The organism is Polaromonas sp. P1_F9, assembly GCF_056405615.1.
In genome coordinates, this window is record NZ_JBFUBT010000002.1 from 638738 (window position 1) to 661810 (window position 23073).

Consider the following 23073-nt stretch of genomic DNA (forward strand, 5'->3'; position numbering starts at 1 on the left):
TTGCCAGACCGCAGGCGCCGCCCCCTTGAGGGGGGAACAGGCTACACGCAGTGAGCCTGGACGGGGGTGCTATTGAAATACCTCGCCGGTTACCCGGAAAACCTCATCGCACAAGTGCGGCAGCTGCTGGCACAAGGCCGGCTGGGCGAGGTGCTGCTTGCCAAATACCCCCTTGCCCATGGCGTGCGGACGGACAAGGCCCTGTACGACTACGTGATGGGGCTCAAAAGCGAGTTTTTACGCAGCTCGGAGCCGCTCTCCAAAGTCGCGTTTGACAGCAAGCTGCACGTGATTGCCCATGCGCTGGGCACACACACCACCGTTTCCAGGGTCCAGGGCAGCAAACTCAAAGCCAAGCGTGAAATCCGCGTGGCCACGCTGTTCAGGGAAGTGCCCGAAGAGTTTTTGCGGATGATTGCGGTGCACGAGCTGGCCCATATCAAGGAAAAAGCACATGACAAGGCTTTTTACCAACTCTGCACCCATATGGAGCCGCGCTACCACCAGTATGAATTTGACCTGCGGGTGTACCTGACGCATATGGATGCGGCGGGCCGGCTGGAGTGGCCTTCGGCCTGAGGAAGGCCTCTGGCAAGCGCGATGCTTGCAGAGCCCGGTCACCGGGCCATATTTCATGGAAAACAGGCCTGAGGCCCAATAGGAATATGCGCTACCAGCTATTAATTTCATAGCATTCCGCAGCCACCAAAACGCAGCCTCAGGGAATCAGCCCCATCGCGTGCATGTATGCCGGGTGCAGCATCAGTTCGTCCCATTCGTGGGCCGGGGTGGCGGGCAGCAGGTCGAGCCGGCGCAGTTCGCTGGACTCCAGTGCTTCCCATTGACCCTTAAGCAGCGCCTCGGCCATACCGTCCAGCAGTTCGTCCACTGGTTTGCCCTCCCCCACCGACTGGTTGCACAGCAGGACCATGTCGCAGCCGGCATTCAGGGCCGTGACGGCAGCCTCGGTGTAGCTGACTTCCTTGCCGTCAATGAGGCGTGCGCCGGCCATGCTCAGGTCGTCGCTGAAAATCGCGCCGCCAAAACCCAGCTGGCCGCGCAGGATGTAAGTCAGCCACTTTTCCGAAAAACCTGCCGGCCGGGCGTCCACCTTGGGGTAAATCACGTGCGCGGGCATCACGCTGGTGAGCGCGGTGTTCAACCACTCGTAAGGCGCGGCGTCGTCTGCCAGGAGGGCCTTCAGGCTGCGCCTGTCGACGGGAATGTCGGTGTGGGAGTCGGCCTTGACGAAACCATGGCCGGGGAAGTGCTTGCCGCAATTGGCGACGCCGGCTTGCAGCAAACCGTGCATCAGGCTTTTGGCGAGCAGCGTGACGACGCGCGGGTCGCGGCCAAAGGCACGGTCGCCGATGACCCCGCTTTCACCCCAATTGAGGTCCAGCACCGGTGTGAAACTGAAGTCAACGCCGCAAGCGCGAAGCTCTGCACCCAACACATATCCGCAGGCAGTGGCGGCGTTGGTGGCCGCAAGCTGGTCTTTCATCCACAGCGAGCCCAGCGCGCGCATGGGCGGCAGGTGGGTAAAACCATCCGTCCTGAAGCGCTGCACACGGCCGCCTTCGTGGTCCACGCAAATCAGCAAATCCGGCCGGATGCTCCTGATCTCTGCACAGAGCGCGCTCAACTGTCGGCGGTCTTGCCAATTGCGGCCAAACAGGATGATCCCGCCGGTCAAGGGGTGCTTGAGGCGCCGGCGGTCGGCCTTGGTCAGCGTGAGGCCGGCGATGTCGATGATGAGGGGAGCGTGCTGGGTCATGGGTTTGAAATCAGGAATTAGATACTATTAAATTGATAGCTGCCGGCGCAATATTGACAGGCACTAGGGGCTATTTTTCTCTACGACCACAAAACTGGCGGCGTAATCGGTTTCGTCGGTGACGGACACATGGGCAGTGAGCTGGTGGGCTTCAAACCACGCTTTGAGTGTGCCGTGCAGCACGATCTCGGGTTTGCCGCTGGGTGCCTTGGTGATTTCGCAGCTGCGCCACGTCATGGGCATGCGCATGCCGGTGCCGATCGCCTTGCTGAAAGCCTCTTTGGCTGAAAAACGGGTGGCAAGGTAGCTGACGCCGCGATCGGGCCAGCGGGCGCTGCGCTGCTTCCAGGTGGCGAGTTCACCGTCGCTCAGGATCCTGCGGGCAAAACGTTCGCCATGCCTCTCAAGGCTGGCGCGGATGCGGCGCACATCACAAATATCAGTACCGATTCCGTAGATCATTCTGCCCGCACAGTCGCTGCCGTAAGGTGACACAAAACAGGCCAGCTCGAGCCGTGGAACCGGCTTTGCCGGGCCACAGGCGGGCGGCCCCCTCGGGGGGCAGCGACCCACACGCAGTGGGGGAGCGTGGGGGCTCCAATCATGCGGGGGCAAACGCCTGGGAGATGCAGTGCAGGTAACGCCTGGTGGTCGCGGCGTAACCCAACTCAAGCGCGTCGGCAACAAAAGCGTGGCCTATCGACACCTCCAGCACGCCAGGGACTTCGCGTACAAACTCCGTGAGGTTGTCGCAGTTCAGGTCGTGGCCGGCGTTGATGCCCAGGCCGGCCGCCGCAGCGGCCTGGCCCGCACGGGTAAAGCGTGCCAGAACTTCGGCTTTTTTCGGGGTTGCCCATGCGCGCGCATATGTCTCGGTATAAAACTCCACCCGGTCGGCGCCCACGGCCTTGGCCGCCGCCATGGCCTCGGGAACCGGGTCCATGAACAGACTGACCCGCACACGGCGGTCATGCACCTGTTCTATCAGGGGCTGCAGGCGCTCCGCGTCTTCGGGGAAATTCCAGCCGTGGTCGCTGGTGAACTGGTCTTCGCTGTCGGGCACGAAGGTGCACTGGTGCAGCGGCAGGCCCCTGGCGGCCAGGTCGTGCACAAAGCCCATCAGGTTCTGGAACGGGTTGCCTTCGATGTTGAATTCGCGGTCAGGCCAGTCCTTCATCAGCGCGGCGAGTTCAAAGACATCGTCAGGGCGGATATGCCGCTCGTCGGGCCGCGGGTGCACCGTGATGCCTTGGGCGCCGGCCTCCAGGCACAGCTCGGCGGCGCGCCGCACGCTGGGAATGTCCAGGTGCCGGGAGTTGCGCAGCAAGGCGACCTTGTTGACGTTGACCGACAGCGCGGTCTTGTCATACACATGGGACACGAGGGGAGCGGGTGAAAGGAGTTTCATGGCGGTTGCTCGTTAGAAAGCTTGCAGGTCCATCATCATTTGCCGGGTTTTCAGGACCTTCACGCCACAATGGTAGTGCAGCAGGCTGCGCAACTGGGTTTTGAGCTCATTGAAACCGGGGATACAGGCCCGTACGGTGTCGGAAAACATGGCCTCGTCGCCCAGCGCCTGCTGAAGCGCCTGCCATTGCCTGCCGGGCAGGCTGACGCGGTCGTCGTCATGCGCCTGCCGTAGCCCGGCCTCAGGCACCAGTACATAGCGGGTGTCCGGGCCCAGCGGCGCCAGCGTGGCGGTTTCTGCGTCCAGAAGGGGCAAAAGACCGATGTCGCGCAGCAGCCGCAACTCGAATGCGCGCAGCGCCAACTGCAGGGTTTCGGCACTTTGCGCAGCGATCAATTGCACCGTGGCGGCGTAGGCGTCAAACAGCACGGGATGCGGGTCGTCACGCGCCATCAGGCGCATGAGCAACTCGTTGAGGTAATAACCCGACAGCAAGGCATCCCCCGTAGGCATGACGTGACCGCCCTGCCACTCAGCACTTTTCAGAGTACGGATTTCGGCATCGCCGCCAAAGGCGATATGCAGCGGCTGCAAAGGCAACAGGATCGGCCGGAAACTGGAACTCGGCTTTTTGGCCCCCCGCGCCACCAGAGCCACCCGGCCATATTTCCGGGTAAACACATCCAGAATCAGGCTGGACTCACTCCAGTCGTAGCGGTGCAGGACGTAGGCGGGCTCGTCACCAATACGTTTGGTGGCCATGGTTCAGAGCGTCAGGCGGAAAACCCGCAGCAGGCACTGTGCGGATTCCCCCTTCAAGCAGGGGCCGTGGAACCGGCTTCGCCGGGCCACAGGCGCAGCGGCCCCCGAGGGGCTGGAGCCCGCGGCTCCAAGCCTGCCTGCGCAGGCTTGGACGGGCGACAGAGGCGAAGCGTCTCGCGAGCCGCGGCCTGCAAGGCCTCGGGAGCTACACGAAGTGAGCGACCGTGGGGGCCACATCTATTCATACCCGAACGTCTTGACCCGTGCCTCGTCATCGGCCCAGCCGGAGCGGACTTTCACCCAGATTTCCAGGAACACCTTACCGCCGGTCAGGGTCTCAAGCTCGTGCCGGGCTTCAGTGCCGATGCGTTTGAGCTTTTCACCCTTCTCGCCAATGATCATGCCCTTGTGGCCGTCGCGTTCCACCACGATGGTGGCGGCAATCTTGCGCAGGGCACCCTCTTCTTCATACTGGTCAATGATGACCGTTGAGGTGTAGGGAAGTTCGTCGCCCGTCAGGCGGAACAGCTTTTCGCGGATGATTTCCGCCGCCATGAAGCGATCGCTGCGGTCGGTCAATTCGTCGGCACCATACATCCAGGGCTGGACCGGCAGGTATTTTTCGCAGATGCCGAACAGGCGCTCGATGTCCTTGGCGTTGTTGGCAGACATGGGCACGAACTCGGCGAAATTGTGCCGCTCCTGCATTTCCTTGAGCCAGGGTGCGATCTCGGCACGGCGGTGAATCAAATCAAATTTATTGGCCAGCAAGATCGCGGGCGTCTTCTCGGGCAGCAGGGCCAGAACCTTGGCGTCGGCCTGGTTGAACTGGCCGGCTTCGACCACAAAGACAATCAGGTCCACATCATTGACGGCGCCGACCACGGTGCGGTTCAGCGAACGGTTCAGCGCGTTGCCGTGCCGGGTCTGGAAGCCCGGCGTGTCCACGAAGACATACTGCGTTGCCTCGACCGTGCGCATGCCGGTGATGCGGTGGCGCGTGGTCTGGGCCTTGCGTGAGGTGATGCTGATCTTTTGCCCCACCAGGGCATTGAGCAGGGTGGACTTGCCCACGTTGGGCTTGCCGACGATGGCGATCAGGCCGCAGCGCTGCTCGCCGGCAGGCGGCGTGTCAGCGGTGGCCGGCACGGCCGCGCCGCGCGAAGACAGGGCCTGCGCCAGCATGGCTTCCAGCGCATCGGGCGGCTGCACGGTTTGCGGGGCTTTGGCTTGACGCTTTTTCGGCGCGACTGCAGAGGGAGTCGCCGCAGCAGCTACCGGTTTTTTCGGTTCTTTTTTACCTGTACTCATAATCTTGGTGTGTTGGCCTGCGGCCTTCGGAGGCTGCCGGCGCGGAGTCAGGAATCCAGTGTCTTGACAAACATCAGCATGGCGGCGGCGGCGGCTTGTTCGCCGGCCCGGCGGGAGCCGCCGATCCCGCGCTCGGCCCGGCCATACTCGGTGATCTCGCATTCCACATCGAAGGTCTGCTTGTGGGCCGCACCCATGGTGCCCACCACGCGGTAAATCGGCAGGTTCATTTTGCGCCCCTGCAACCACTCCTGCAATTCGGTTTTCGGATCTTTGCCGATGGCCTGCATCTGGGGGTTGATTTCCACGTCCTTGAACAGCCGGCGCACCAGCAGGTTGGCCGCCTCAAAGCCGGCGTCCAGGTAAACGGCTCCTATCACAGCTTCCAGCGCATCGGCGAGGATGGAGGGCCGCTTCTGTCCTCCGGATTTTGCCTCACCTTCACCCAGCCGTACCAGGTCCGGCAGGCCAAGCACGACGGCAAGTTTGTGCAGAGTGTCCTGCTTGACCAGGTTGGCCCGCACACGTGAAAGATCGCCCTCAGGCAGGGTGCTCAGTTGCTCGTAGAGCAGCCCCGCGACAGCCAGGTTCAGGACGGAATCGCCCAGAAACTCGATACGCTCGTTATGGTCGGTCGAAAAGCTGCGGTGTGTCAGCGCCTGCTGGAGCAGCCTTGGGTCGGAAAAATCATGCTGCAGGCGCTTTTGCAGTGCCAGCAAACCAGGACTTGAGGTAGCACTCGCTCGCACTTACTTGGCACGGCCGTTGTACTTGAGCAGCAGATAAGCTGGGCCGGCCATGTGAATTTCCTTGTTATAGGCGAAAGACACTACAGTTTTGTCACCCTCTTTGGTCACTTCGATATCTTTGGCGGTAATTGACTTGATGTCGTCAATCTGGGCGGCCTTGTCAAAGATAGTTCTGGCCTCAGCCACGGTGTTGCCTTCCCTCGCCTTTCCGGCGGCCTTGAGGATGGCTTGATATTCAATCAGCGTCGGGGCAACCTGGGCAGCCAAAATGCCACCACATACAAGAACGATGCCTACAAACAGAAGGCCAATAAAGGAAATGCCACGTTGACGATGTTTCATTTTTTTCTCCTGCTCTGACTAGGAAGTTCTGTCATATTGCCCCTGGTACACCAAAGTGTGCCGAAACAGTGGCTACTCGAAAGAACCGATACGTTTGAGGTTGCCGAAATTCATCCAGACAAAAAAGGCCTTGCCGACGATGTTTTTATCGGGAACAAATCCCCAATAGCGGGAATCCAGCGAATTATCGCGGTTATCGCCCATCATGAAATACTGCCCCTCAGGCACTTTGCAGACAACGCCCTCGCTACTGTAACGGCAATTTTCCTTGAAAGGAAAGTCCATGACCTCCCGCTCATCGAGGCCTGCCCGGCGGGATTCGTCATTCAGCAGGCGGTATTTCTTCGTCCCATTGACCTCTTCGAACTGTTTTGCATAACGCAAAATATCTTCGTCAAAAAAGTCGGGCAAAGGCGTCTTGACCAGAGGCTTGCCGTTAATGGTCAGCTTCTTGTTCAGGTAGGCCACCTCATCCCCGGGCACCCCCACCACCCGTTTGATGTAATCCAGGCTCGGCTTTGGCGGGTAGCGAAATACCATCACATCGCCGCGCTGCGGGGTGTTGTTGTCCAGTACCTTGATATTGAGCACCGGCAAGCGAACGCCGTAATGGAATTTGTTGACCAGGATCAGATCGTTGACTAGCAGGGTCGGGATCATGGAGCCGGAAGGAATCTTGAAGGGCTCAAACAGAAAGGAGCGCAACAGGAAAACCACCACGATCACCGGGAAAAGGCCGGCGGTCCAGTCCAGCCACCAGGGCTGCATGATGAGCCGGGTTCTGGCTTCGTCAACATGGTTGTCGACCTGGCTGATGCCTTTGCCGGCGAGCTCAGCCTGCCGCCTGGCAGCACTTTCCTCAAATGCCGCCGCCGCACGGTAGCGCTGCGGCAAAAAGTAAAACCGCTCGGCCAGCCAGTAAATCCCGGTGACCACCGACGCCAGGAACAGTAGCAGGGAAAAGTTTCCGTCCACAATGCCGAAGTACCAGGCAGCGCCATAACCCACAAAGGCGGCCAGCACCACGGCCGTGATCGTGCTCATTGCGCCGCGCATCAATCTTCCACCTGCAAAATGGCCAGGAAGGCTTCCTGGGGGACTTCAACGGAACCGATTTGTTTCATGCGTTTTTTACCCGCTTTTTGTTTTTCAAGGAGTTTGCGTTTGCGTGAAATATCGCCGCCGTAGCACTTGGCGATCACGTTTTTGCGCAGCGCCTTGATTGTCTCACGCGCAATAATATTGGCCCCGATCGCCGCCTGGATGGCCACATCGAATTGTTGCCGGGAAATGATCTCGCGCATTTTGGCCACCACCGCCCGGCCGCGGTAGGCCGACTGGCTGCGGTGGACGATGATGGACAGCGCATCGACCTTTTCGCCGTTCAGCAGGATGTCCACCTTGACCACATCGGATGCCCGGAACTCCTTGAATTCGTAGTCCATCGACGCATAGCCGCGGGAGACGGACTTGAGCTTGTCGAAGAAGTCCAGCACGATCTCGCCCAGCGGCATTTCGTAGGTCAGCATGACCTGCTTGCCGTGGTAGGCCATGTTCAGCTGGATGCCGCGCTTCTGGTTAGCCAGCGTCATGACGGCGCCGACGTAGTCCTGCGGCATGTAAAGATGCACCGTCACGATGGGCTCGCGGATCTCGTTAACCTTTCCGCCGTCGGGAATTTTGGAGGGATTTTCAACCTTGAGGAGGGTTCCGTCGGATTGGAGAACTTCATAGACCACACTGGGGGCCGTCGTGATCAGGTCCTGATCGAATTCCCGCTCGAGCCGCTCCTGGACGATCTCCATGTGCAGCAGCCCCAGGAAACCGCAGCGAAACCCGAAACCCAGCGCCTCGCTGACCTCCGGCTCATAGTGCAGCGACGCATCATTGAGCTTGAGTTTTTCCAGTGCGTCACGCAGGGATTCGTATTCGCTGGCCTCCGAGGGATACAGGCCGGCAAACACCGCAGGCTGGATTTCCTTGAAGCCGGGCAAGGCCTCGGTGGCGGTAAAGGCAGCACCGCCTGTCCCGGGCTTGATCAGGGTCACGGTGTCGCCGACCCGCGCCGCCTGAAGCTCCTTGATGCCAGCGATGACAAAACCCACCTCGCCGGATTCGAGTGCCTGGCGAGGCTCGGTATGCGGGGTAAAGACGCCTAATTGCTCGGCGTTGTACATCGCCTCGCTGGCCATCAGTTTGATGCGGTCACCCTTGGCAAGCCGGCCGTCCACAACACGCACCAGCATGACGACGCCCACATAAGCGTCGTACCAGCTGTCAATGATCATGGCGCGCAGTGGGCCGCCTGGATTACCTTTGGGCGGCGGAATCCTGGCAACGACGGCCTCCAGGATTTCATCGATGCCCATGCCTGTCTTGGCACTGCAGGGAATCGCATCGGTCGCGTCGATGCCGATCACTTCTTCGATTTCCTGCTTGGCGTTATCGGGGTCGGCTTGCGGCAAGTCCATCTTGTTGAGCACCGGCACGACTTCCACGCCGAGGTCCAGCGCGGTGTAGCAGTTGGCGACCGTTTGCGCCTCCACGCCCTGGCTCGCATCGACCACCAGCAGCGCACCCTCGCATGCGGACAACGAGCGGCTCACTTCATAAGAGAAGTCAACATGGCCCGGCGTGTCGATCAGATTGAGGTTGTAGACCTCGCCGTTGAGTGCCTTGTATTTGAGCGCAGCGGTCTGCGCCTTGATGGTTATCCCACGCTCTTTTTCAATATCCATCGAATCCAGAACCTGCGCGCTCATCTCTCTGTCCTGCAAACCGCCGCAGCGCTGGATGAGACGGTCAGCCAGCGTGGATTTGCCGTGATCAATGTGGGCAATGATCGAAAAATTTCTGATGTGATTCATCAACGAGAACGCCTAAGTACTTGAAAGTATTGCGAAGAGATTGAATGGAATTCGCGAGGGCCATAAAAAAGGGCGCGTCGAGTAGCGACGCGCCCTGAACCAACAATCTATGGCAACTGCGATAGTTGGAACTTCATTGTAGGCAAAAAGCCGGAGCCGAACAGTCCCGAAATGGCCATATTTTTGTCGTTGCAGGCTAGCAACATGGAACTTATGCACAACTTATTCACAATTTTATACTGCTTGTCTCTGGACAACTTGTGGGTGATCTGTGGAGCGTTCGGTATTACTCAAAATAAAGAGAGAAACCGGGTCTTTAGCCATTCCGATATATCGAAATAACGCAGGCGCGAGCTTATATTCTACCGAAAACGGTCCATGGGCACTTTATTGTGAGCGACCACTAACAAAAAATCAGGTCCGGCTCCTCGCAAAATATATTTTTGCGAAACACCAAATTCCCGCGCCAGATATCAAAAAACCCCCATAGCCCGGCAGGGTATGGGGGTTAAAGGCAGCTTCACATGCTCCTTGCCGCGCCGCCGCGAGAAAGCGCCCCTAGGTGGCGCCTTCAGCGGGAAGGCCTGATCAATGCGTATTGCGCCCACTCGCCCCGGCGGAACAACACATTGATGGCCTTGGACTTGTCGATTTTGGCAAGGGCCGCTTCAAATTCCTTGACGCTGGTGACTTCGGAGTTGGCAATCGCCACAATCACGTCGCCTTCTTTCAGGCCGGCCCGCGCAGCAGCCCCTTCGGCGGTGTCCACCTTGACGCCACCCTTGATCTTCAGCTCTTTCTTCTGCGCGTCGGGCACTTCACTAACAGCCAGACCCAAAGCTTGCGCGGCACCCGCCACCGGGGACTTGGGTTCAGGGCCAGCCGAAGCCTTGCGCGCAGGTTTTTCGGCCTCAACCTCACCGATCGTGACCGAAAGGTCCTTGCTCGCGCCACGCCTGAAGACGGTCACCACGGCCTTGGTACCCGGCTTCACGTTGCCGACCATCCGCGGCAAGTCGCTGGATTTTTCTATCGGCTTGCCGTCGAACTTGATGATGATGTCACCGGCTTCCACGCCCGCCTTTTCCGCGGGTGCGCCGCTCTCAACACCTCTGACCAGTGCGCCTTGGGCCTTGCCCAGGCCAATCGATTCCGCCACTTCTTTGGTGACCTGGTCAATCTGCACACCGATGCGGCCCCGCGTCACCTTGCCGCTCGTGCGCAGCTGATCGGACACGCGCGCTGCCTCATCTATGGGAATGGAAAAGGAAATGCCCTGGAAGCCGCCGGAGCGCGAATAAATTTGGCTGTTGATGCCCACCACTTCACCGCGCATATTGATCAGGGGCCCGCCGGAGTTGCCGGGGTTGATGGCCACGTCGGTCTGGATGAAGGGCAGGTAATCGCCAGTATCCCGCTGCTTGGCACTCACGATGCCTGCGGTCACGGTGTTTTCCAGGCCAAATGGCGAACCGATGGCCATCACCCATTCCCCGACCTTGAGGCGGTTGATGTCGCCGATCTTCACTGCGGGCAGCCCCGTCGCCTCGATCTTGACGACGGCAACGTCACTGCGCTTGTCCGCACCGATAATTTTGGCTTTGAATTCGCGCTTGTCGGTCAACGTGACGATGACTTCATCGGCGCCTTCGACCACATGTGCGTTGGTCATCACAAAGCCGTCGGCCGTCAGGATGAACCCCGACCCGACGCCGCGTGGCTGATCTTCGTCAGGCTGAGGACTGCGGTCCGGCCGGGGTGCGCGGGGCATATTGGGGGGGATCGGTATGCCAAAGCGCTTGAAGAATTCCAGCATCTGTTCGTCGGCACTTCCGGAAGCCACTGCCTTGGCTTTCTCCAGGGTGCGGATATTGACCACCGAAGGACCCACCTGCTCCACCAGGTCCGTGAAATCCGGCAATGTGCGGTTCTGCGCCCAGACCGGCGCGACCGGCAGCACCGCCAGGAACGCAGTGCTTCCTACGATGGCCGCCGTCAGGCAGGAGCGCAGGGGTTTCCAGTTCAATTCAAGCATCATCAGCCTCGTCATAAATGTTGTCATCCGGCCATCACACCCGGCGGCAACCCAAGGCCAGCGCCGGAGAAAACTGTTGCAGCACGTAAGCCCCGAGAAAATTACCAGGAGCGCCGGTGCATATTATTTCTTGCGCTCCAGCCCGCCCGCAAAAAGCTTCAAGGTGGCCATGGGGACTTCGCCCATCACGGTGACCCAATAGGCGTCGAGCTGCCGGGTCATCGTCTGGGTGGCACCCATCGACAGGCTTGATTCCTGGCCGTGGCGCTGGCGGTCGAACGGTTCAACAAAAATCGACACCGATGCCAAACCATCCGAAAAAATCCACTGCAGGGGCTCTTCACCGGTCGCGATGCCGGCAGGCGCCGATGCCATCGCCGGCCGCTTGTAGCAACTCATGGGTTTAAAGCCCGCCACAGGCGCTTTCAGGAGCCAGCCTTCCGCGCTTGCCGTGGTCTTCACGAGAACCGGCTTTTCCACACGGTAACCGTCGACCTTGCCCATCATCTGGAGGAGCTTGTCCATTTTGACCGGGGCATCGAGCTGCAATTCTGAAAATGCTGCCTGTTCCAGGACCTTGCCGTCGGTATCGAGCGTCTGCAGCTTCACGACCAGGCCTTTCTTCTGTTCTGTCCAGACCCGGTAGCCAAACCGCATGTTGTCTTTGGGCGCCAGCAGCACGATATCGGCCTCAACGCCCGCCACGCGCTCGGTACCTTCCTGACGAACCTTGTAATAGTCGGCAATCCGGTTATCGGTTGACTGCAGCAACTGGGGGAACATACCCAGCGACTCGCGCTTTTCACTGCGAACCACCTTGTGGTCCGGCATGAAGGTGACTACCTGGTCGTTATGGCGAAAAATCGAGCGCGGTGCCCCCGTCAGCGTTTCTACCCGCTCCATTTGCTGGTCGCCCTCGCAAACATGCCAAATCTTCGCACTGGACATGGCGCCACCGGAAGAGACGACAAAGGTGCCGATATACGCGCGCTTTTTGGAAGCCTCGTGCATGCGCATCAGCCAATCGTTGATGTTGCGGGATTCCACGGGCGTCGCAGCAGGGGCCGGCGGTGGCACCTGTGCCGCTACGAAATTCATAGCTGGCAGCGCACATCCCGCAAGGGCCAGAAGGCGAAATAGCTTGAATTTCATGGTATTTTCAGCGCCCGGCGGCAAGCAGACGCCCGCTCAGCGTCCTGCATTTTGTGGCGTTTCAAAGGTGGCATTGCGCAAGAAACCCGAGGGCTCCTGCAGGGCCGATGTGCCCCCCAGCTGCTTGTGCGCAGCCAGCAGTTCCTCCAGCCGGGCGTCCCGCACCATCGGACCTTGGGGAGAAGCAACCAATACCTGTTGTGACAGTGGCGCCTGGGCAAGCTGCAGCGCCGAGCCGGGTGCCAGCGAACTGGAGGCGTTCCACGCAATGGCCGCCACCGCGGCGAGTGAGGCAACCCCTGCCACCAGCTTCCAGCGGAAATCGCTGTCATTGGAGGCTTCGCCACGCGGCTGGGACATTGCCTGCACGGGGACCCGAACAACATCCAGAGCCGGTGCAGCAGGGTGAAAACTCGAACCGGCCGGGGCTTCCTGGGCAAGGCGCTGATTCAAGCGCGCCAAAAAGGCCACGTCCGCCCTTTTGCTCCGAAGCGCAGGAGATCGCAAGGCATCGCCAATCAGGTGATAGGTGTCCCAGGCGGCGACCGCTGAGTCGTCGTGCCGGCTGGCATCGAGCGCAGCCGCAACTTCGTCCCCGTCCAGTTGGCCATCGGCCAGGGCAGACATGAGTTCGCTGGTTTGCATTGACGGTTTCATCATGTTCGTGGGCAGCCGAACTGCCGTTTTGAAAGGCTCAAAATACGGGATCTGATTCGTGGTTTCATGGATGGCCCCTGGGTGCTGCGGCTTCACCAACGCTTGCCGCTCTGGTTTTCCAGCAACGGTTTTACCTTCTGCGAAATTGCCTCGCGCGCCCTGAAAATCCGGGACCGCACTGTACCGATGGGGCAATCCATCGCCTCTGAAATCTCTTCGTAGCTCAGCCCTTCTATTTCGCGCAGGGTAATGGCCTGGCGAAGCTCCTCAGGCAAGGCTTCCATGGCGGCATTGATGATTTCAGCAATTTCCTTGGTGGCCAGTACGGCTTCCGGCGTTTCCGAGCTTGTTAGTTCGTTTTCAAGCGGGGAAGTTTCATCGCTTTCATCGCTTTGGCCCGATTTAAAGGAGTTTTCAGAGACGGTTGGATCCCGTTTAAGGTCCATCAGGGCCTTTTTGGCGGTATTCACCGCGATCCGGTAAAGCCATGTGTAGAACTGGGCCTCGCCCCTGAACTGCGCCAAGGCCCTGTAGGCGCGGATGAACGTTTCCTGGGCGATATCTTCCACCAGGTCCACATCGCGCACCATACGGCCTATCAGGCGCTGGATGCGCCGCTGATATTTGATGACCAGCAGTTCATATGCCTTCTGGTCGCCTGCAACGGTGCGCTCCACCAGCATGGCATCGCTGTCGGTTGCTTTTTCCAGTTGAGGCGGAGGCAGGTCAGCGCTCATGGGTTTTGTGATGTGGCTTCAACTGGGCGCATAGACCCCGATACTGCCACAGCCGGCACGGGTTCTGCCGGCAGAAAATCATGCGGCGATAAGGTGGAAGACGACTTGTGCGGCGAGTAGACCGCGCGGCGCAGGTCCAGCCATCGCTCCGGCATGACGCCGCGCTCCACCCAGAGCCATAACCGTGCGTGAGCAGAATTTTCAAGCCGAAGCAGTAAATAGTGTTGAAAATCGGCAAGGACTGAAAGCTCATATTCGGCGACGCCCGCCTGGTATCCCGGGCTCTCCCAGCGCCACACTTCGCCATCCCATGCCAAGTGGCCCGCCGGAGAATTTTGCCAACCGATATGTGCTGCCACACCAGCGCCCAACGCGGCAGTAAGTGCCAGGCCGATGCGCCAATCCAGCTGACGGCTTCCGTTGAAATACCAGAGCATGGCTAAAAGCAGCCCGGACAGCCATAAACCCAACAAAATAGTGCCCAGAAAACGCGAACGCCCCAGCGGATAAACAACCGGCGGGGCGTTGTGCAGGCTCAAGGCAGGCTGTTTGACGTGCGTGAGCCGGGAAATCAGGCGCGCTTGAAGACCAGCGTACCGTTGGTGCCGCCGAACCCGAAATTGTTTTTGACGGCAACCTCGATTTTTGCGTCACGCGCGGTATTGGCACAGTAGTCCAGGTCGCACTCGGGATCCTGGTTGAAGATATTGATGGTCGGCGGGATTTTCTGGTGATATAGCGAGAGCACCGTAAACACCGACTCGATGCCGCCCGCGCCGCCCAAAAGGTGACCCGTCATGGATTTGGTCGAACTGACCACCATGTTTTTTGCGTGGCTGCCGAACGCAGCCTTGACGGCGTTTGTTTCGTTCAGGTCGCCCAGCGGCGTGGACGTGCCATGCGCGTTGAGGTACTGGACCTCGTCGGCATTGACGCCCGCGTTCTTCAACGCCATGACCATGGAGCGACGCGGTCCGTCAACATCGGGCGCTGTCATGTGATATGCGTCTGCGCTCATGCCGAACCCGGTCAGTTCAGCATAAATTCTGGCGCCGCGCGCTTTGGCATGCTCGTACTCTTCGAGAACCAGCACACCGCCGCCTTCGCCCAGCACAAAACCATCACGGTCCTTGTCCCAGGGGCGAGACGCTGTTTTAGGGTCTTCGTTGCGGGTGGACAGGGCACGCGCCGCCGCAAAGCCGCCTATACCGAGCGGAGAAACGCAGGACTCGGCACCACCAGCCACCATCACGTCACAATCGCCATATTCAATCATGCGCGCCGACAGGCCGATGGCATGAAGTCCCGTCGTACACGCAGTTACGACAGCGACGTTGGGGCCTTTAAAACCGAATTTGATGGATACATGCCCGGAAATCATGTTGATGATAGAGGCAGGTACAAAAAACGGAGACACCCGGCGCGGGCCGCGATTGACCAGCTCGGAATGCATTTGCTCGATCATCGGCAAACCGCCGATGCCCGAACCGATATTGCACCCAATGCGGGTCGCCAGTTCGCCGTCGAGCGCCTCGCCTGTCGGCAAACCGCTGTCGGTCACCGCCTGGAAAGCCGCGGCCAGACCCAGATGAATGAAGCGATCCATGTGCCGCGCTTCTTTTTCGGGAATGTAATCCGCGATATTGAAGCCTTTGACCTCACCGGCAAATTTGCAGGCAAAGTTGCTTGCATCAAACTGCGTGATCAGATCAATTCCGGGTACACCGGCAATCAGATTGGCCCAGGATTCAGCCACGGTATTACCTACCGGGCTGACACAACCCAGACCTGTCACGACGACACGACGACGGCTCATTCAAAAATCCTGAGAAGAACCCGAAAAGCCCTGGAACGACTTTTCAGGCTTGATGACGGCGGAGGCAGGCGTATGCCTTGCCTCAAGCCTTTTGATGGGTGTTTGCGTAGTCAATCGCGTTCTGGACGGTGGTGATCTTCTCGGCGTCTTCGTCGGGAATCTCAATGCCGAACTCGTCTTCCAGAGCCATAACCAGTTCTACGGTGTCAAGGGAGTCAGCACCCAGATCGGCCACAAAAGCTTTTTCGCTGGTGACCTGGCCTTCTTCCACGCCGAGTTGTTCGGCAATGATTTTCTTAACACGTGCTTCGATATCGCTCATAGTTCCCTCTGAGGGTTGTAAATTAATCCGTGATTTTACCGCGTTAGAGTCGTTTCCCTAAGCACCGCGCCGGACGGATAAAAACCGGCTTCGATTTCCCGTGTTTTACCACTGTCAGCCTGCTGTTTTCATGAAACTGCAGGGCTGACGCTTCAAGAGCTACATATACATGCCGCCGTTGACGTGAATCTCCTGGCCTGTGATGTAGGCCGCCTGCGGACTCGCCACAAAGGCCACAGCGTGCGCAATGTCTTGCGGTTTGCCAAGATGGCCCAGCGGGATCTGCCCCAAAAGTGCTTTTTGCTGCTCTTCCGGCAATCCGGCGGTCATGTCGGTCTCGATAAAGCCCGGCGCAACGCAATTGACAGTGATGTTACGCGAGCCGAGCTCGCGCGCCAGTGCGCGCGTCATGCCGGCCACGCCTGCCTTGGCCGCCGCGTAATTGGATTGGCCCGCGTTGCCCGAGGCACCAACGACGGATGTGATGCTGATGATGCGGCCGTATCGCTGCTTCATCATGGTGCGCATCACAGCGCGGCTCATGCGGAACACGGCCTTGAGGTTGGTGTCCAGCACCGCATCCCAATCGTCATCCTTGAGCCGCATTGCCAGCATGTCGCGTGTGATGCCCGCGTTGTTGACCAGCACCTGCAGGCCACCGTGCTCCTTGACGATGGCGTCGATCAGCGCTTCGGCGGCGGTAACGTCGTTCACATTCAGGTTTTTGCCGGCACAACCCGGGAAAGCCGCAAGGGCCTGGCCGATTTTGGCCGCGCCTTCATCGCTGGTCGCCGTGCCTATCACTTTGAGGCCTTTTTGGGCCAGCTCCAGCGCAATGGCCGCGCCAATACCGCGCGATGCGCCGGTGACCAGTGCGACCTGGCCTTCAAACTTGACTTCGCTCATGCCAGTAACTCCTTCACTTCCGCCAGGGAGGCGGGATCAAACAGGGGGACACCCGTCAATTCGGGATCGATTCTTTTGGCCATGCCGGCCAGCACCTTGCCAGGCCCGCACTCGACCAGCGTCGTGAGGCCGCGTGCCTTGATAGCCTGCACGCATTCCACCCAACGCACGGGGCCGAAAGCCTGGCCGTATAGCGCTGCGCGAATGCGGTCGGCGTCGGTCTCGACGGCGACCTCAATGTTGTTGATGACCGGGATTTTCGGCGCCGCGAACTCGATGGCGGCCAGCTTCTCGCGCAGTTTCTCAGCCGCGGGCTTCATCAGGCTGGAATGGAAAGGCGCGGATACCGGCAGGGGCAAGGCGCGCTTGGCGCCGTTGGCTTTGAGCACTTCGCAGGCCTTCTCGACCGCAGCCTTGCTGCCCGCGATGACAGTTTGCATCGGGTCGTTGAAATTGACGGCTTCCACCACTTCGGAGGTGTTGGCCCCGAAGCTGCGCGCGGCCTCGGCGCAGCCCTCGATCACTTTGGAGGCTTCCATGCCCAGAATGGCCGCCATCGCGCCCACGCCGACCGGCACCGCGTCCTGCATGGCCTGCGCGCGAAAGCGCACCAGCGGCGCGGCTTGTGCGAGTGTCAGCACACCCGAAGCCACCAGAGCAGAGTATTCGCCCAGCGAGTGACCCGCGACGGCGGCCGGCGCGGCACCGGTTTCGGCCATCCAGGCACGGTAAGCCGCCACACCGGCGACCAGCATGACAGGCTGCGTGTTCGTGGTCAGCGCCAGCGCGTCCTTGGGGCCGTCCTTGATCAGCCGGCCGACATCCTCGCCCAGCGCCTCGGAGGCTTCGGCCAACGTCTGCGCAACCACCGGATGGTCGCCCCAGGCGTCCAGCATGCCGACCGACTGCGAGCCCTGGCCGGGAAAAACAATAGCAAACGATTTCAAATGATTACTCCATGGGTCGAATTCTTGGGTCGCCGAAAAGCATCCGCATGCATTTTAAGAAGATGAACAGTCATTTTTTGAAGCACAGTCTGTCAGACTGACGACGGTATAGCGCCATTGTGCGCACCACGCAGCCGTGCAAAACCCCATCCGACAGCCGATTTGACGCATTGATAGATAGCCGCAACGGCCAGCCAGGGGTCTATCAGGTAGTCCCACAAATTGGTGGACTCCAGCGAACCCGCAGCCCAGGCCAGTAAAGCCAGAGCTGCCAGCACGGGCAGCAAACGAAATCCCCTGGCCCAGCATGCCAGCGACAGCGCCAGAAGCGCCGCCCAGAGAACTGGCGAACCCCAGCCGAGCCGGTAGGCATCCCAGTCACCCCAGCCCAGGGCCAACGGGTACAAAAACAATGCGCCAGCCGCGAAGGCCAGGTTCACCAACATGCGTTCACGCTGCGCCACAAGGGGGATGCCGCGCAGGCGCTGGTACATGCCCAGGCAGGCGATGGCCACCAGGGAAATGCTCAGGTCCGAACTGATGCCGCGCACATAGGCCACGAGCGGCAAACGGGCGGGCCCCACCGGGCACCACAGCAACACAAATACCGCGGCGGTCACAACTTTGGCCCACGGCGTTACGCCGCCCCGCCAGCTCAGCAGCCGCAGGCAGCCGGCGCTGAGCACCAGATCAATGCCGAGCAAGGCGATCAGATCATTTGCCGGAGGAAGCATGGCCGGTCGCCGCTTGCGCGGCCTGGAGGGTTTGCAGGGGGTCCAGCCGCACGTGCTTGATGCGCGTGCGATGCCAGGTATAGACGAGATGCAGGTAGCCGTCGCGGCTTTGCAGCAGGTAAGGATAGGAAAACTCCTGGGAGCAGCTCTGGTCGCCGCACAACTGGCGCCGGGCACTGGCTACATAGGACTGGGCTTCGCCGTCGCTGGCGCCACGGGCTTTGAGCTCCTGAGTCAGCAGGCGCTCATAGTCGATGAGGGACGTGCGCGACTGCGGGTTGGCGGACGATTCGACGATCCATGGGCTTACCCCGTCAAACGAGCCGCCCGCCGCCGTTTGCAACAAGGCCAGCATTTCGCGATTTCGGGGCGCCGGGTTCAGGGCCAGCCATTGCGTGCCGACGTTCGTCACGACGCCGGCCACAGCGGAGTCCGGATTGGGCCAGATGCTTGCCTGCGCGCGCGACCAGGTCTTGCCGGCATCCGTGGTGTCTGAAGCCATCAGCGCCCTGGCATTGCCTGAGCGCATATAGACCTGCGCCTTCTCTGGCCCCGAAACCAGCACAACCGGCTGCAGACCGGTGCGACTGCCGGGAACGCGAACTTTGTCGACGACCTGGCCCAGAGCGTTGATGCGCAGGACTTCGCCGAATTTGGTGACGAACTCGTGGTACACCGGCAAGCCGGTCTCGCCGCTTTCAAAGCTGACGGGTGCTCCTTTGACCAGCGTACTGATGTTCAGGAAGGGCGACGTCACCAGGCGGCGTGGCATGCTCCAGGTCGCGCCTTCATCCGTGGAACGCGCCCAGCTGATGGAGCTGCCCGCCCATCCGCCCAATGAAACGTTGACCATCCACAGGCAGAGTGAGCCATCGGGCGCGCGAGCAATCACCGGATTGCCCAGTTTCTTGACATAGCGCCACAGGCCCTGCTGAAGCGTTTGACGATTGAACAGCGTGCTTTCCGCGCTCCAGCGCAGGCTGGCGGGGTCCATCACTGCGGTCTGGATGGTGACATCCCCCGCGCCTTCGCGCGAGCCCGAAAACCAGACCGCGCGCAAGCGGCCATCACGCAACTCCACGAGGGAGGCCGCATGCACGGCCTGACCGGGAGAAGATGAGACAAATTGCGCATCAAAACGAAAGCGGCCATCCGGCGAAAGTTGCTGTCCCGGCAAGCCGGTGCGTGGCAAGGATTTGACGGGATCAGCCGGAGGGCTGGCCGGCAATGCCGCAAATGGGGTGGCCGGCGGGCGCTGCAGGATTTTCCATCCAGCCAGGGCGAAGGCCAGCACCAGCAAGGCTGCTGCAAGGCGGTCCCAAACACCGGACGGTCGGAAGTTCAAATGCCCACCTGTCTGTGAAAGCCTGGCAGATGGGTGGGAGCCACTCAGTAGTTGAGAAGCACCGCACCCCAGGTAAAGCCGCCGCCCACGCCTTCGAGCATGAGGGTGTCGCCTTTTTGAATCTTGCCGCTGCGCACGGCCACATCCAGCGCGAGCGGGATGGAGGCCGCGGAGGTGTTTCCATGCTGGTCAACGGTCACAATCAGCTTCTCGAGCGGCATCTTCAGTTTCTTTGCCGTGCTCTGCATGATGCGGATGTTGGCCTGGTGTGGAATCAGCCAGTCGATGTCGGCATCGGTCATGTTGGCTTTTGCCAGCGTAGCGCGCGCGGCGCTTTCGAGCACCCCCACAGCCAGCTTGAACACGGCTTGGCCATCCATCTTGAGCAAGGGGTCGCCCAGTATCTGACCACCCGAGACATTGCCCGGCACACACAGGATGCCGACATGCTTGCCGTCGGCATGCAGGTCGCTGGCAAGAATGCCGGGCGTGTCCGAGGCCTCGAGCACCACGGCGCCGGCGCCGTCGCCAAAAAGCACACAGGTGGTCCGGTCTGAAAAGTCCAGGATGCGCGAGAACACTTCCGCACCGATCACCAGCGCCTTGCTGGCCGAACCGGTGCGGATCATGGCGTCGGCCACGGTCAATGCATAGACGAATCCGCTGCACACAGCTTGCACGTCAAAGGCCGGGCAACCGGCGATGCCCAGTTTGTTCTGCAAAATGCAGGCCGCCGAGGGAAACACCATGTCCGGGGTCGAGGTCGCCACGATGATGAGGTCGATGTCCGCAGCCTGCAGACCCGCAGCCTGCAGTGCATTTTTGGCGGCTTCTACACCCAGATCGCTGCTGGTCACGTCGGACGCGGCAAAGTGGCGGGCCCGGATGCCGGTGCGCTCCACAATCCATTCATCGGAGGTTTCTACACCCCGGGTCGCCAGGTCGGCGGCCAATTCGGCATTGGTCAGTCGGCGCGGCGGCAAATAACTACCGGTGCCGGTGATGCGTGAGTAACGGGTCATTAATAAGTGGCCGGTGTTGAGACTGCTGAGTCAACTGGCATTGAGGAGGTGTTGACAGGCGCATCAGCAGGGGGCGCCGCCTGCGCTGCCACCAGCAAAGGGGCCGCATGGGCAATGCGTTCGCGCACCCTCTCAAGCAAATTGTTCCGAGCCGCATCATAAGCCCGATTCAGCGCCGTCTCAAAAGCAAAGGCATCCGCCGACCCGTGGCTTTTGAAAACCAGGCCTTGCAAGCCGAGCAGTGCAGCGCCGTTGTAACGCCTGTGATCAACCCGATTTTTAAACGCAGTTAACACCGGATAAGCAATGATTGCCGCAATTTTCGTCAAGATATTGCGGGAGAACTCAGCTTTTATGAAACCGCCGATCATGCTCGCAAGGCCTTCACTGGCCTTGAGTGCGACGTTGCCCACAAAACCGTCGCAGACGACGATATCGGTCGTTCCCTTGAAAATATCATTACCTTCGACATTTCCATAAAAATTCAAATCACCGGAATTAGACGCAGAACGCAACAATTCACCGGCTTTTTTGATAATTTCGCTGCCTTTTATCGCTTCTTCGCCAATATTGAGTAGGCCGACGCTGGGTGTGGGGTTGCTGGTAATGGCCGCCACCAAGGCGGATCCCATCACGGCAAACTGCAGCAGGTGATCTTCGGTGCAATCGACGTTGGCCCCCAGGTCCAGCACCGTGGTGGCACCACCCAGGGCATTGGGCAGTTGGGTCGCAATGGCCGGACGGTCTATGCCTTCCAGGGTTTTGAGGACGTAGCGGGCAATGGCCATCAGGGCGCCGGTATTGCCGGCCGACACGGCCGCTTGGGCCACACCGTCCTTGACCTGGTTCATCGCGACCCGCATCGAGGAATTCTTCTTGCGCCGCAAGGCGATCTCGATGGGATCGTCCATGGTGACAATCTCGCTGGCCGGAACGATCTGGCAGCGCGGATGGGCTTGAAGCTGGGCATGCAGCGGGTGCGCCGCCAGGGCTTCGGGCTGGCCGACCAGCACCACAGCAGCATCCGGATGACCATCCAGGAATGCCAGGCTGGCCGGGAGCGTGACGGCTGGGCCGATATCGCCGCCCATGGCATCGACAGCGATCCTGATCATGGGGCGACCGGTGCAGTCAAGAGAGAGTGGAATTCAGGCAAAAGAAAGGCCCGCAGGATGAGTGCGGGCCCATGCTCAAAGCGTGGAATTACGCTTCGGATTTGGTTTTCAGCACCTTGCGGCCACGGTAAAAACCGGTGGGGCTGATGTGGTGGCGCAAGTGGGTTTCGCCGGTGGTGGATTCCACGGCAATGCCTGGCACGGTGAGTGCATTGTGCGAGCGGTGCATACCGCGCTTCGAAGGTGACTTTTTGTTCTGCTGGACGGCCATGATCCGCTCCTGATGGGGTGTAAGGTTGGTAAATTACGCACCAAATTCCGAGTTCAGATAGCTGGACCTGAATATCGGCCCAAGGCGGTCTAGACGCCATGTCACCGTATTCACCGCATTGGTACGCGAAGCCTTTGATTATAGCTCGATGCGAGACAAATTTCATCACCTCAACCCGGGACTGGTGAAATGCCGACAAATCTGGGGGCTTTACTTGAAAAATAAGTAACTCTAAATTACTACTTTTTTACTTTAAGCTGCGCCAGAACTGCAAAGGGATTGGGTTTTTCACTACCCTCGCCCATCGAATCTGCATTGTCACCAAGGTCGCCCGCCTGCAGTTTGGGCGCGACAGGGCACACCTCGTGCATGGGCACCAGCGGCAGGGCCATCAGCAATTCATCTTCCAGCACGGCGAGCAAATCGAACTGGGGCTCCATCACCAGCAAATCCTCTTCAGACTGGTCATCCTCGGCCATGGCAATGTCTTCATTGGCCACAAAGCGGTACCACTGGTCAACCCCTACAGGTGCGGCAACCACACCCATACAGCGCTGGCAGGTTAAAGGCACCACGGCCTCGGCCGTCAGATGCAACCATACGTCGTCTTCAACGCCTGGGCGCGGGCGCAGCTCGCCGACCGCCTGCCATTTCACAGTCGAATCGGCCTGTAGCCCTTGTGTTTCATGCGCAAGGCGCTCCATATTTCGTAGCAAGGTAGTCTCGGAAAGCGCCACGCCATCCTGGGCGAAAGCGGTCATGTTGAGTCGGTTGGGCTGCAGGAATCTGGACATGAGT

The 23073-nt window shown here is 59.9% G+C and carries 25 protein-coding genes; 1 reads left to right on the forward strand and 24 read right to left on the reverse strand.

Annotated features, from left to right (window positions below):
* Positions 1-72: 72 nt before the first annotated feature.
* Positions 73-579 (forward strand): YgjP-like metallopeptidase domain-containing protein, encoded by a 507-nt coding sequence (locus AC1DYR_RS08270; protein ID WP_477704665.1) that lies wholly within the window; start codon positions 73-75, stop codon positions 577-579.
* Between the two features lie 139 nt (positions 580-718).
* On the opposite strand, the gene nagZ is transcribed toward AC1DYR_RS08270, so the two are convergent.
* From nagZ to AC1DYR_RS08390, 24 genes are all read right to left on the reverse strand, one after another.
* Positions 719-1777, reverse strand: a complete 1059-nt coding sequence (nagZ, locus tag AC1DYR_RS08275) for a beta-N-acetylhexosaminidase (protein WP_477704666.1) — start codon at positions 1775-1777, stop codon at positions 719-721.
* Between the two features lie 63 nt (positions 1778-1840).
* On the reverse strand, positions 1841-2239 hold the full coding sequence (gene acpS / locus AC1DYR_RS08280) for a holo-ACP synthase (protein WP_477704667.1): 399 nt from the start codon (positions 2237-2239) through the stop codon (positions 1841-1843).
* A gap of 139 nt (positions 2240-2378) precedes the next feature.
* Entirely contained in the window at positions 2379-3185 is an 807-nt protein-coding gene (locus tag AC1DYR_RS08285) for a pyridoxine 5'-phosphate synthase (protein ID WP_477704668.1), read from the reverse strand.
* Between the two features lie 12 nt (positions 3186-3197).
* The gene (recO, locus tag AC1DYR_RS08290; RefSeq protein ID WP_477704669.1) at positions 3198-3947 is read right to left on the reverse strand and encodes a DNA repair protein RecO; all 750 of its coding nucleotides are present in this window, start codon (positions 3945-3947) and stop codon (positions 3198-3200) included.
* 237 nt (positions 3948-4184) lie between these two features.
* Positions 4185-5132, reverse strand: a complete 948-nt coding sequence (gene era, locus AC1DYR_RS08295) for a GTPase Era (RefSeq protein ID WP_477704798.1) — start codon at positions 5130-5132, stop codon at positions 4185-4187.
* Positions 5133-5305: 173 nt separating this feature from the next.
* On the reverse strand, positions 5306-6007 hold the full coding sequence (rnc, locus tag AC1DYR_RS08300; RefSeq protein WP_457279375.1) for a ribonuclease III: 702 nt from the start codon (positions 6005-6007) through the stop codon (positions 5306-5308).
* Positions 6008-6349: a DUF4845 domain-containing protein gene (locus AC1DYR_RS08305; protein WP_457279376.1), complete on the reverse strand. Its 342-nt coding sequence runs from the start codon at positions 6347-6349 to the stop codon at positions 6008-6010.
* Positions 6350-6421: 72 nt separating this feature from the next.
* The gene (lepB, locus tag AC1DYR_RS08310; RefSeq protein WP_477704670.1) at positions 6422-7393 is read right to left on the reverse strand and encodes a signal peptidase I; all 972 of its coding nucleotides are present in this window, start codon (positions 7391-7393) and stop codon (positions 6422-6424) included.
* Between the two features lie 11 nt (positions 7394-7404).
* Positions 7405-9216: a translation elongation factor 4 gene (gene lepA, locus AC1DYR_RS08315; RefSeq protein WP_457279378.1), complete on the reverse strand. Its 1812-nt coding sequence runs from the start codon at positions 9214-9216 to the stop codon at positions 7405-7407.
* Positions 9217-9787: 571 nt separating this feature from the next.
* Positions 9788-11251, reverse strand: a complete 1464-nt coding sequence (locus AC1DYR_RS08320; protein WP_477704671.1) for a DegQ family serine endoprotease — start codon at positions 11249-11251, stop codon at positions 9788-9790.
* Positions 11252-11374: 123 nt separating this feature from the next.
* On the reverse strand, positions 11375-12403 hold the full coding sequence (locus AC1DYR_RS08325) for a MucB/RseB C-terminal domain-containing protein (protein WP_477704672.1): 1029 nt from the start codon (positions 12401-12403) through the stop codon (positions 11375-11377).
* Between the two features lie 36 nt (positions 12404-12439).
* Positions 12440-13048, reverse strand: a complete 609-nt coding sequence (locus AC1DYR_RS08330; RefSeq protein WP_477704673.1) for a sigma-E factor negative regulatory protein — start codon at positions 13046-13048, stop codon at positions 12440-12442.
* A 104-nt stretch (positions 13049-13152) separates the two neighbouring features.
* Positions 13153-13797: an RNA polymerase sigma factor RpoE gene (rpoE, locus tag AC1DYR_RS08335; protein WP_457279382.1), complete on the reverse strand. Its 645-nt coding sequence runs from the start codon at positions 13795-13797 to the stop codon at positions 13153-13155.
* Positions 13794-14336, reverse strand: a complete 543-nt coding sequence (locus AC1DYR_RS08340; protein ID WP_477704674.1) for a hypothetical protein — start codon at positions 14334-14336, stop codon at positions 13794-13796. Before AC1DYR_RS08340 ends, rpoE begins: the two co-directional genes overlap by 4 nt.
* Before the next feature lie 32 nt (positions 14337-14368).
* Positions 14369-15613, reverse strand: coding sequence for a beta-ketoacyl-ACP synthase II (gene fabF / locus AC1DYR_RS08345; protein ID WP_477704675.1), 1245 nt, complete (start codon positions 15611-15613; stop codon positions 14369-14371).
* Between the two features lie 82 nt (positions 15614-15695).
* The gene (gene acpP, locus AC1DYR_RS08350; protein ID WP_011484542.1) at positions 15696-15935 is read right to left on the reverse strand and encodes an acyl carrier protein; all 240 of its coding nucleotides are present in this window, start codon (positions 15933-15935) and stop codon (positions 15696-15698) included.
* A 159-nt stretch (positions 15936-16094) separates the two neighbouring features.
* Positions 16095-16841, reverse strand: a complete 747-nt coding sequence (fabG, locus tag AC1DYR_RS08355) for a 3-oxoacyl-ACP reductase FabG (RefSeq protein ID WP_457279385.1) — start codon at positions 16839-16841, stop codon at positions 16095-16097.
* Positions 16838-17788, reverse strand: a complete 951-nt coding sequence (fabD, locus tag AC1DYR_RS08360) for an ACP S-malonyltransferase (RefSeq protein WP_477704676.1) — start codon at positions 17786-17788, stop codon at positions 16838-16840. The genes fabG and fabD overlap by 4 nt, the downstream gene beginning before the upstream one ends.
* Before the next feature lie 92 nt (positions 17789-17880).
* Positions 17881-18522 carry a hypothetical protein gene (locus AC1DYR_RS08365; protein ID WP_477704677.1) on the reverse strand — a complete coding sequence of 214 codons (642 nt, stop codon included), beginning with the start codon at positions 18520-18522 and terminating at the stop codon, positions 17881-17883.
* Entirely contained in the window at positions 18503-19867 is a 1365-nt protein-coding gene (locus AC1DYR_RS08370; protein ID WP_477704678.1) for a sialidase family protein, read from the reverse strand. Before AC1DYR_RS08370 ends, AC1DYR_RS08365 begins: the two co-directional genes overlap by 20 nt.
* A gap of 44 nt (positions 19868-19911) precedes the next feature.
* Positions 19912-20889, reverse strand: a complete 978-nt coding sequence (locus AC1DYR_RS08375) for a beta-ketoacyl-ACP synthase III (protein WP_457279389.1) — start codon at positions 20887-20889, stop codon at positions 19912-19914.
* Positions 20889-22004 carry a phosphate acyltransferase PlsX gene (gene plsX / locus AC1DYR_RS08380; protein ID WP_477704679.1) on the reverse strand — a complete coding sequence of 372 codons (1116 nt, stop codon included), beginning with the start codon at positions 22002-22004 and terminating at the stop codon, positions 20889-20891. Before plsX ends, AC1DYR_RS08375 begins: the two co-directional genes overlap by 1 nt.
* Before the next feature lie 88 nt (positions 22005-22092).
* Entirely contained in the window at positions 22093-22275 is a 183-nt protein-coding gene (rpmF, locus tag AC1DYR_RS08385; protein WP_007873878.1) for a 50S ribosomal protein L32, read from the reverse strand.
* A 239-nt stretch (positions 22276-22514) separates the two neighbouring features.
* Positions 22515-23069, reverse strand: a complete 555-nt coding sequence (locus tag AC1DYR_RS08390; RefSeq protein ID WP_477704680.1) for a YceD family protein — start codon at positions 23067-23069, stop codon at positions 22515-22517.
* Between the last annotated feature and the right edge of the window lie 4 nt (positions 23070-23073).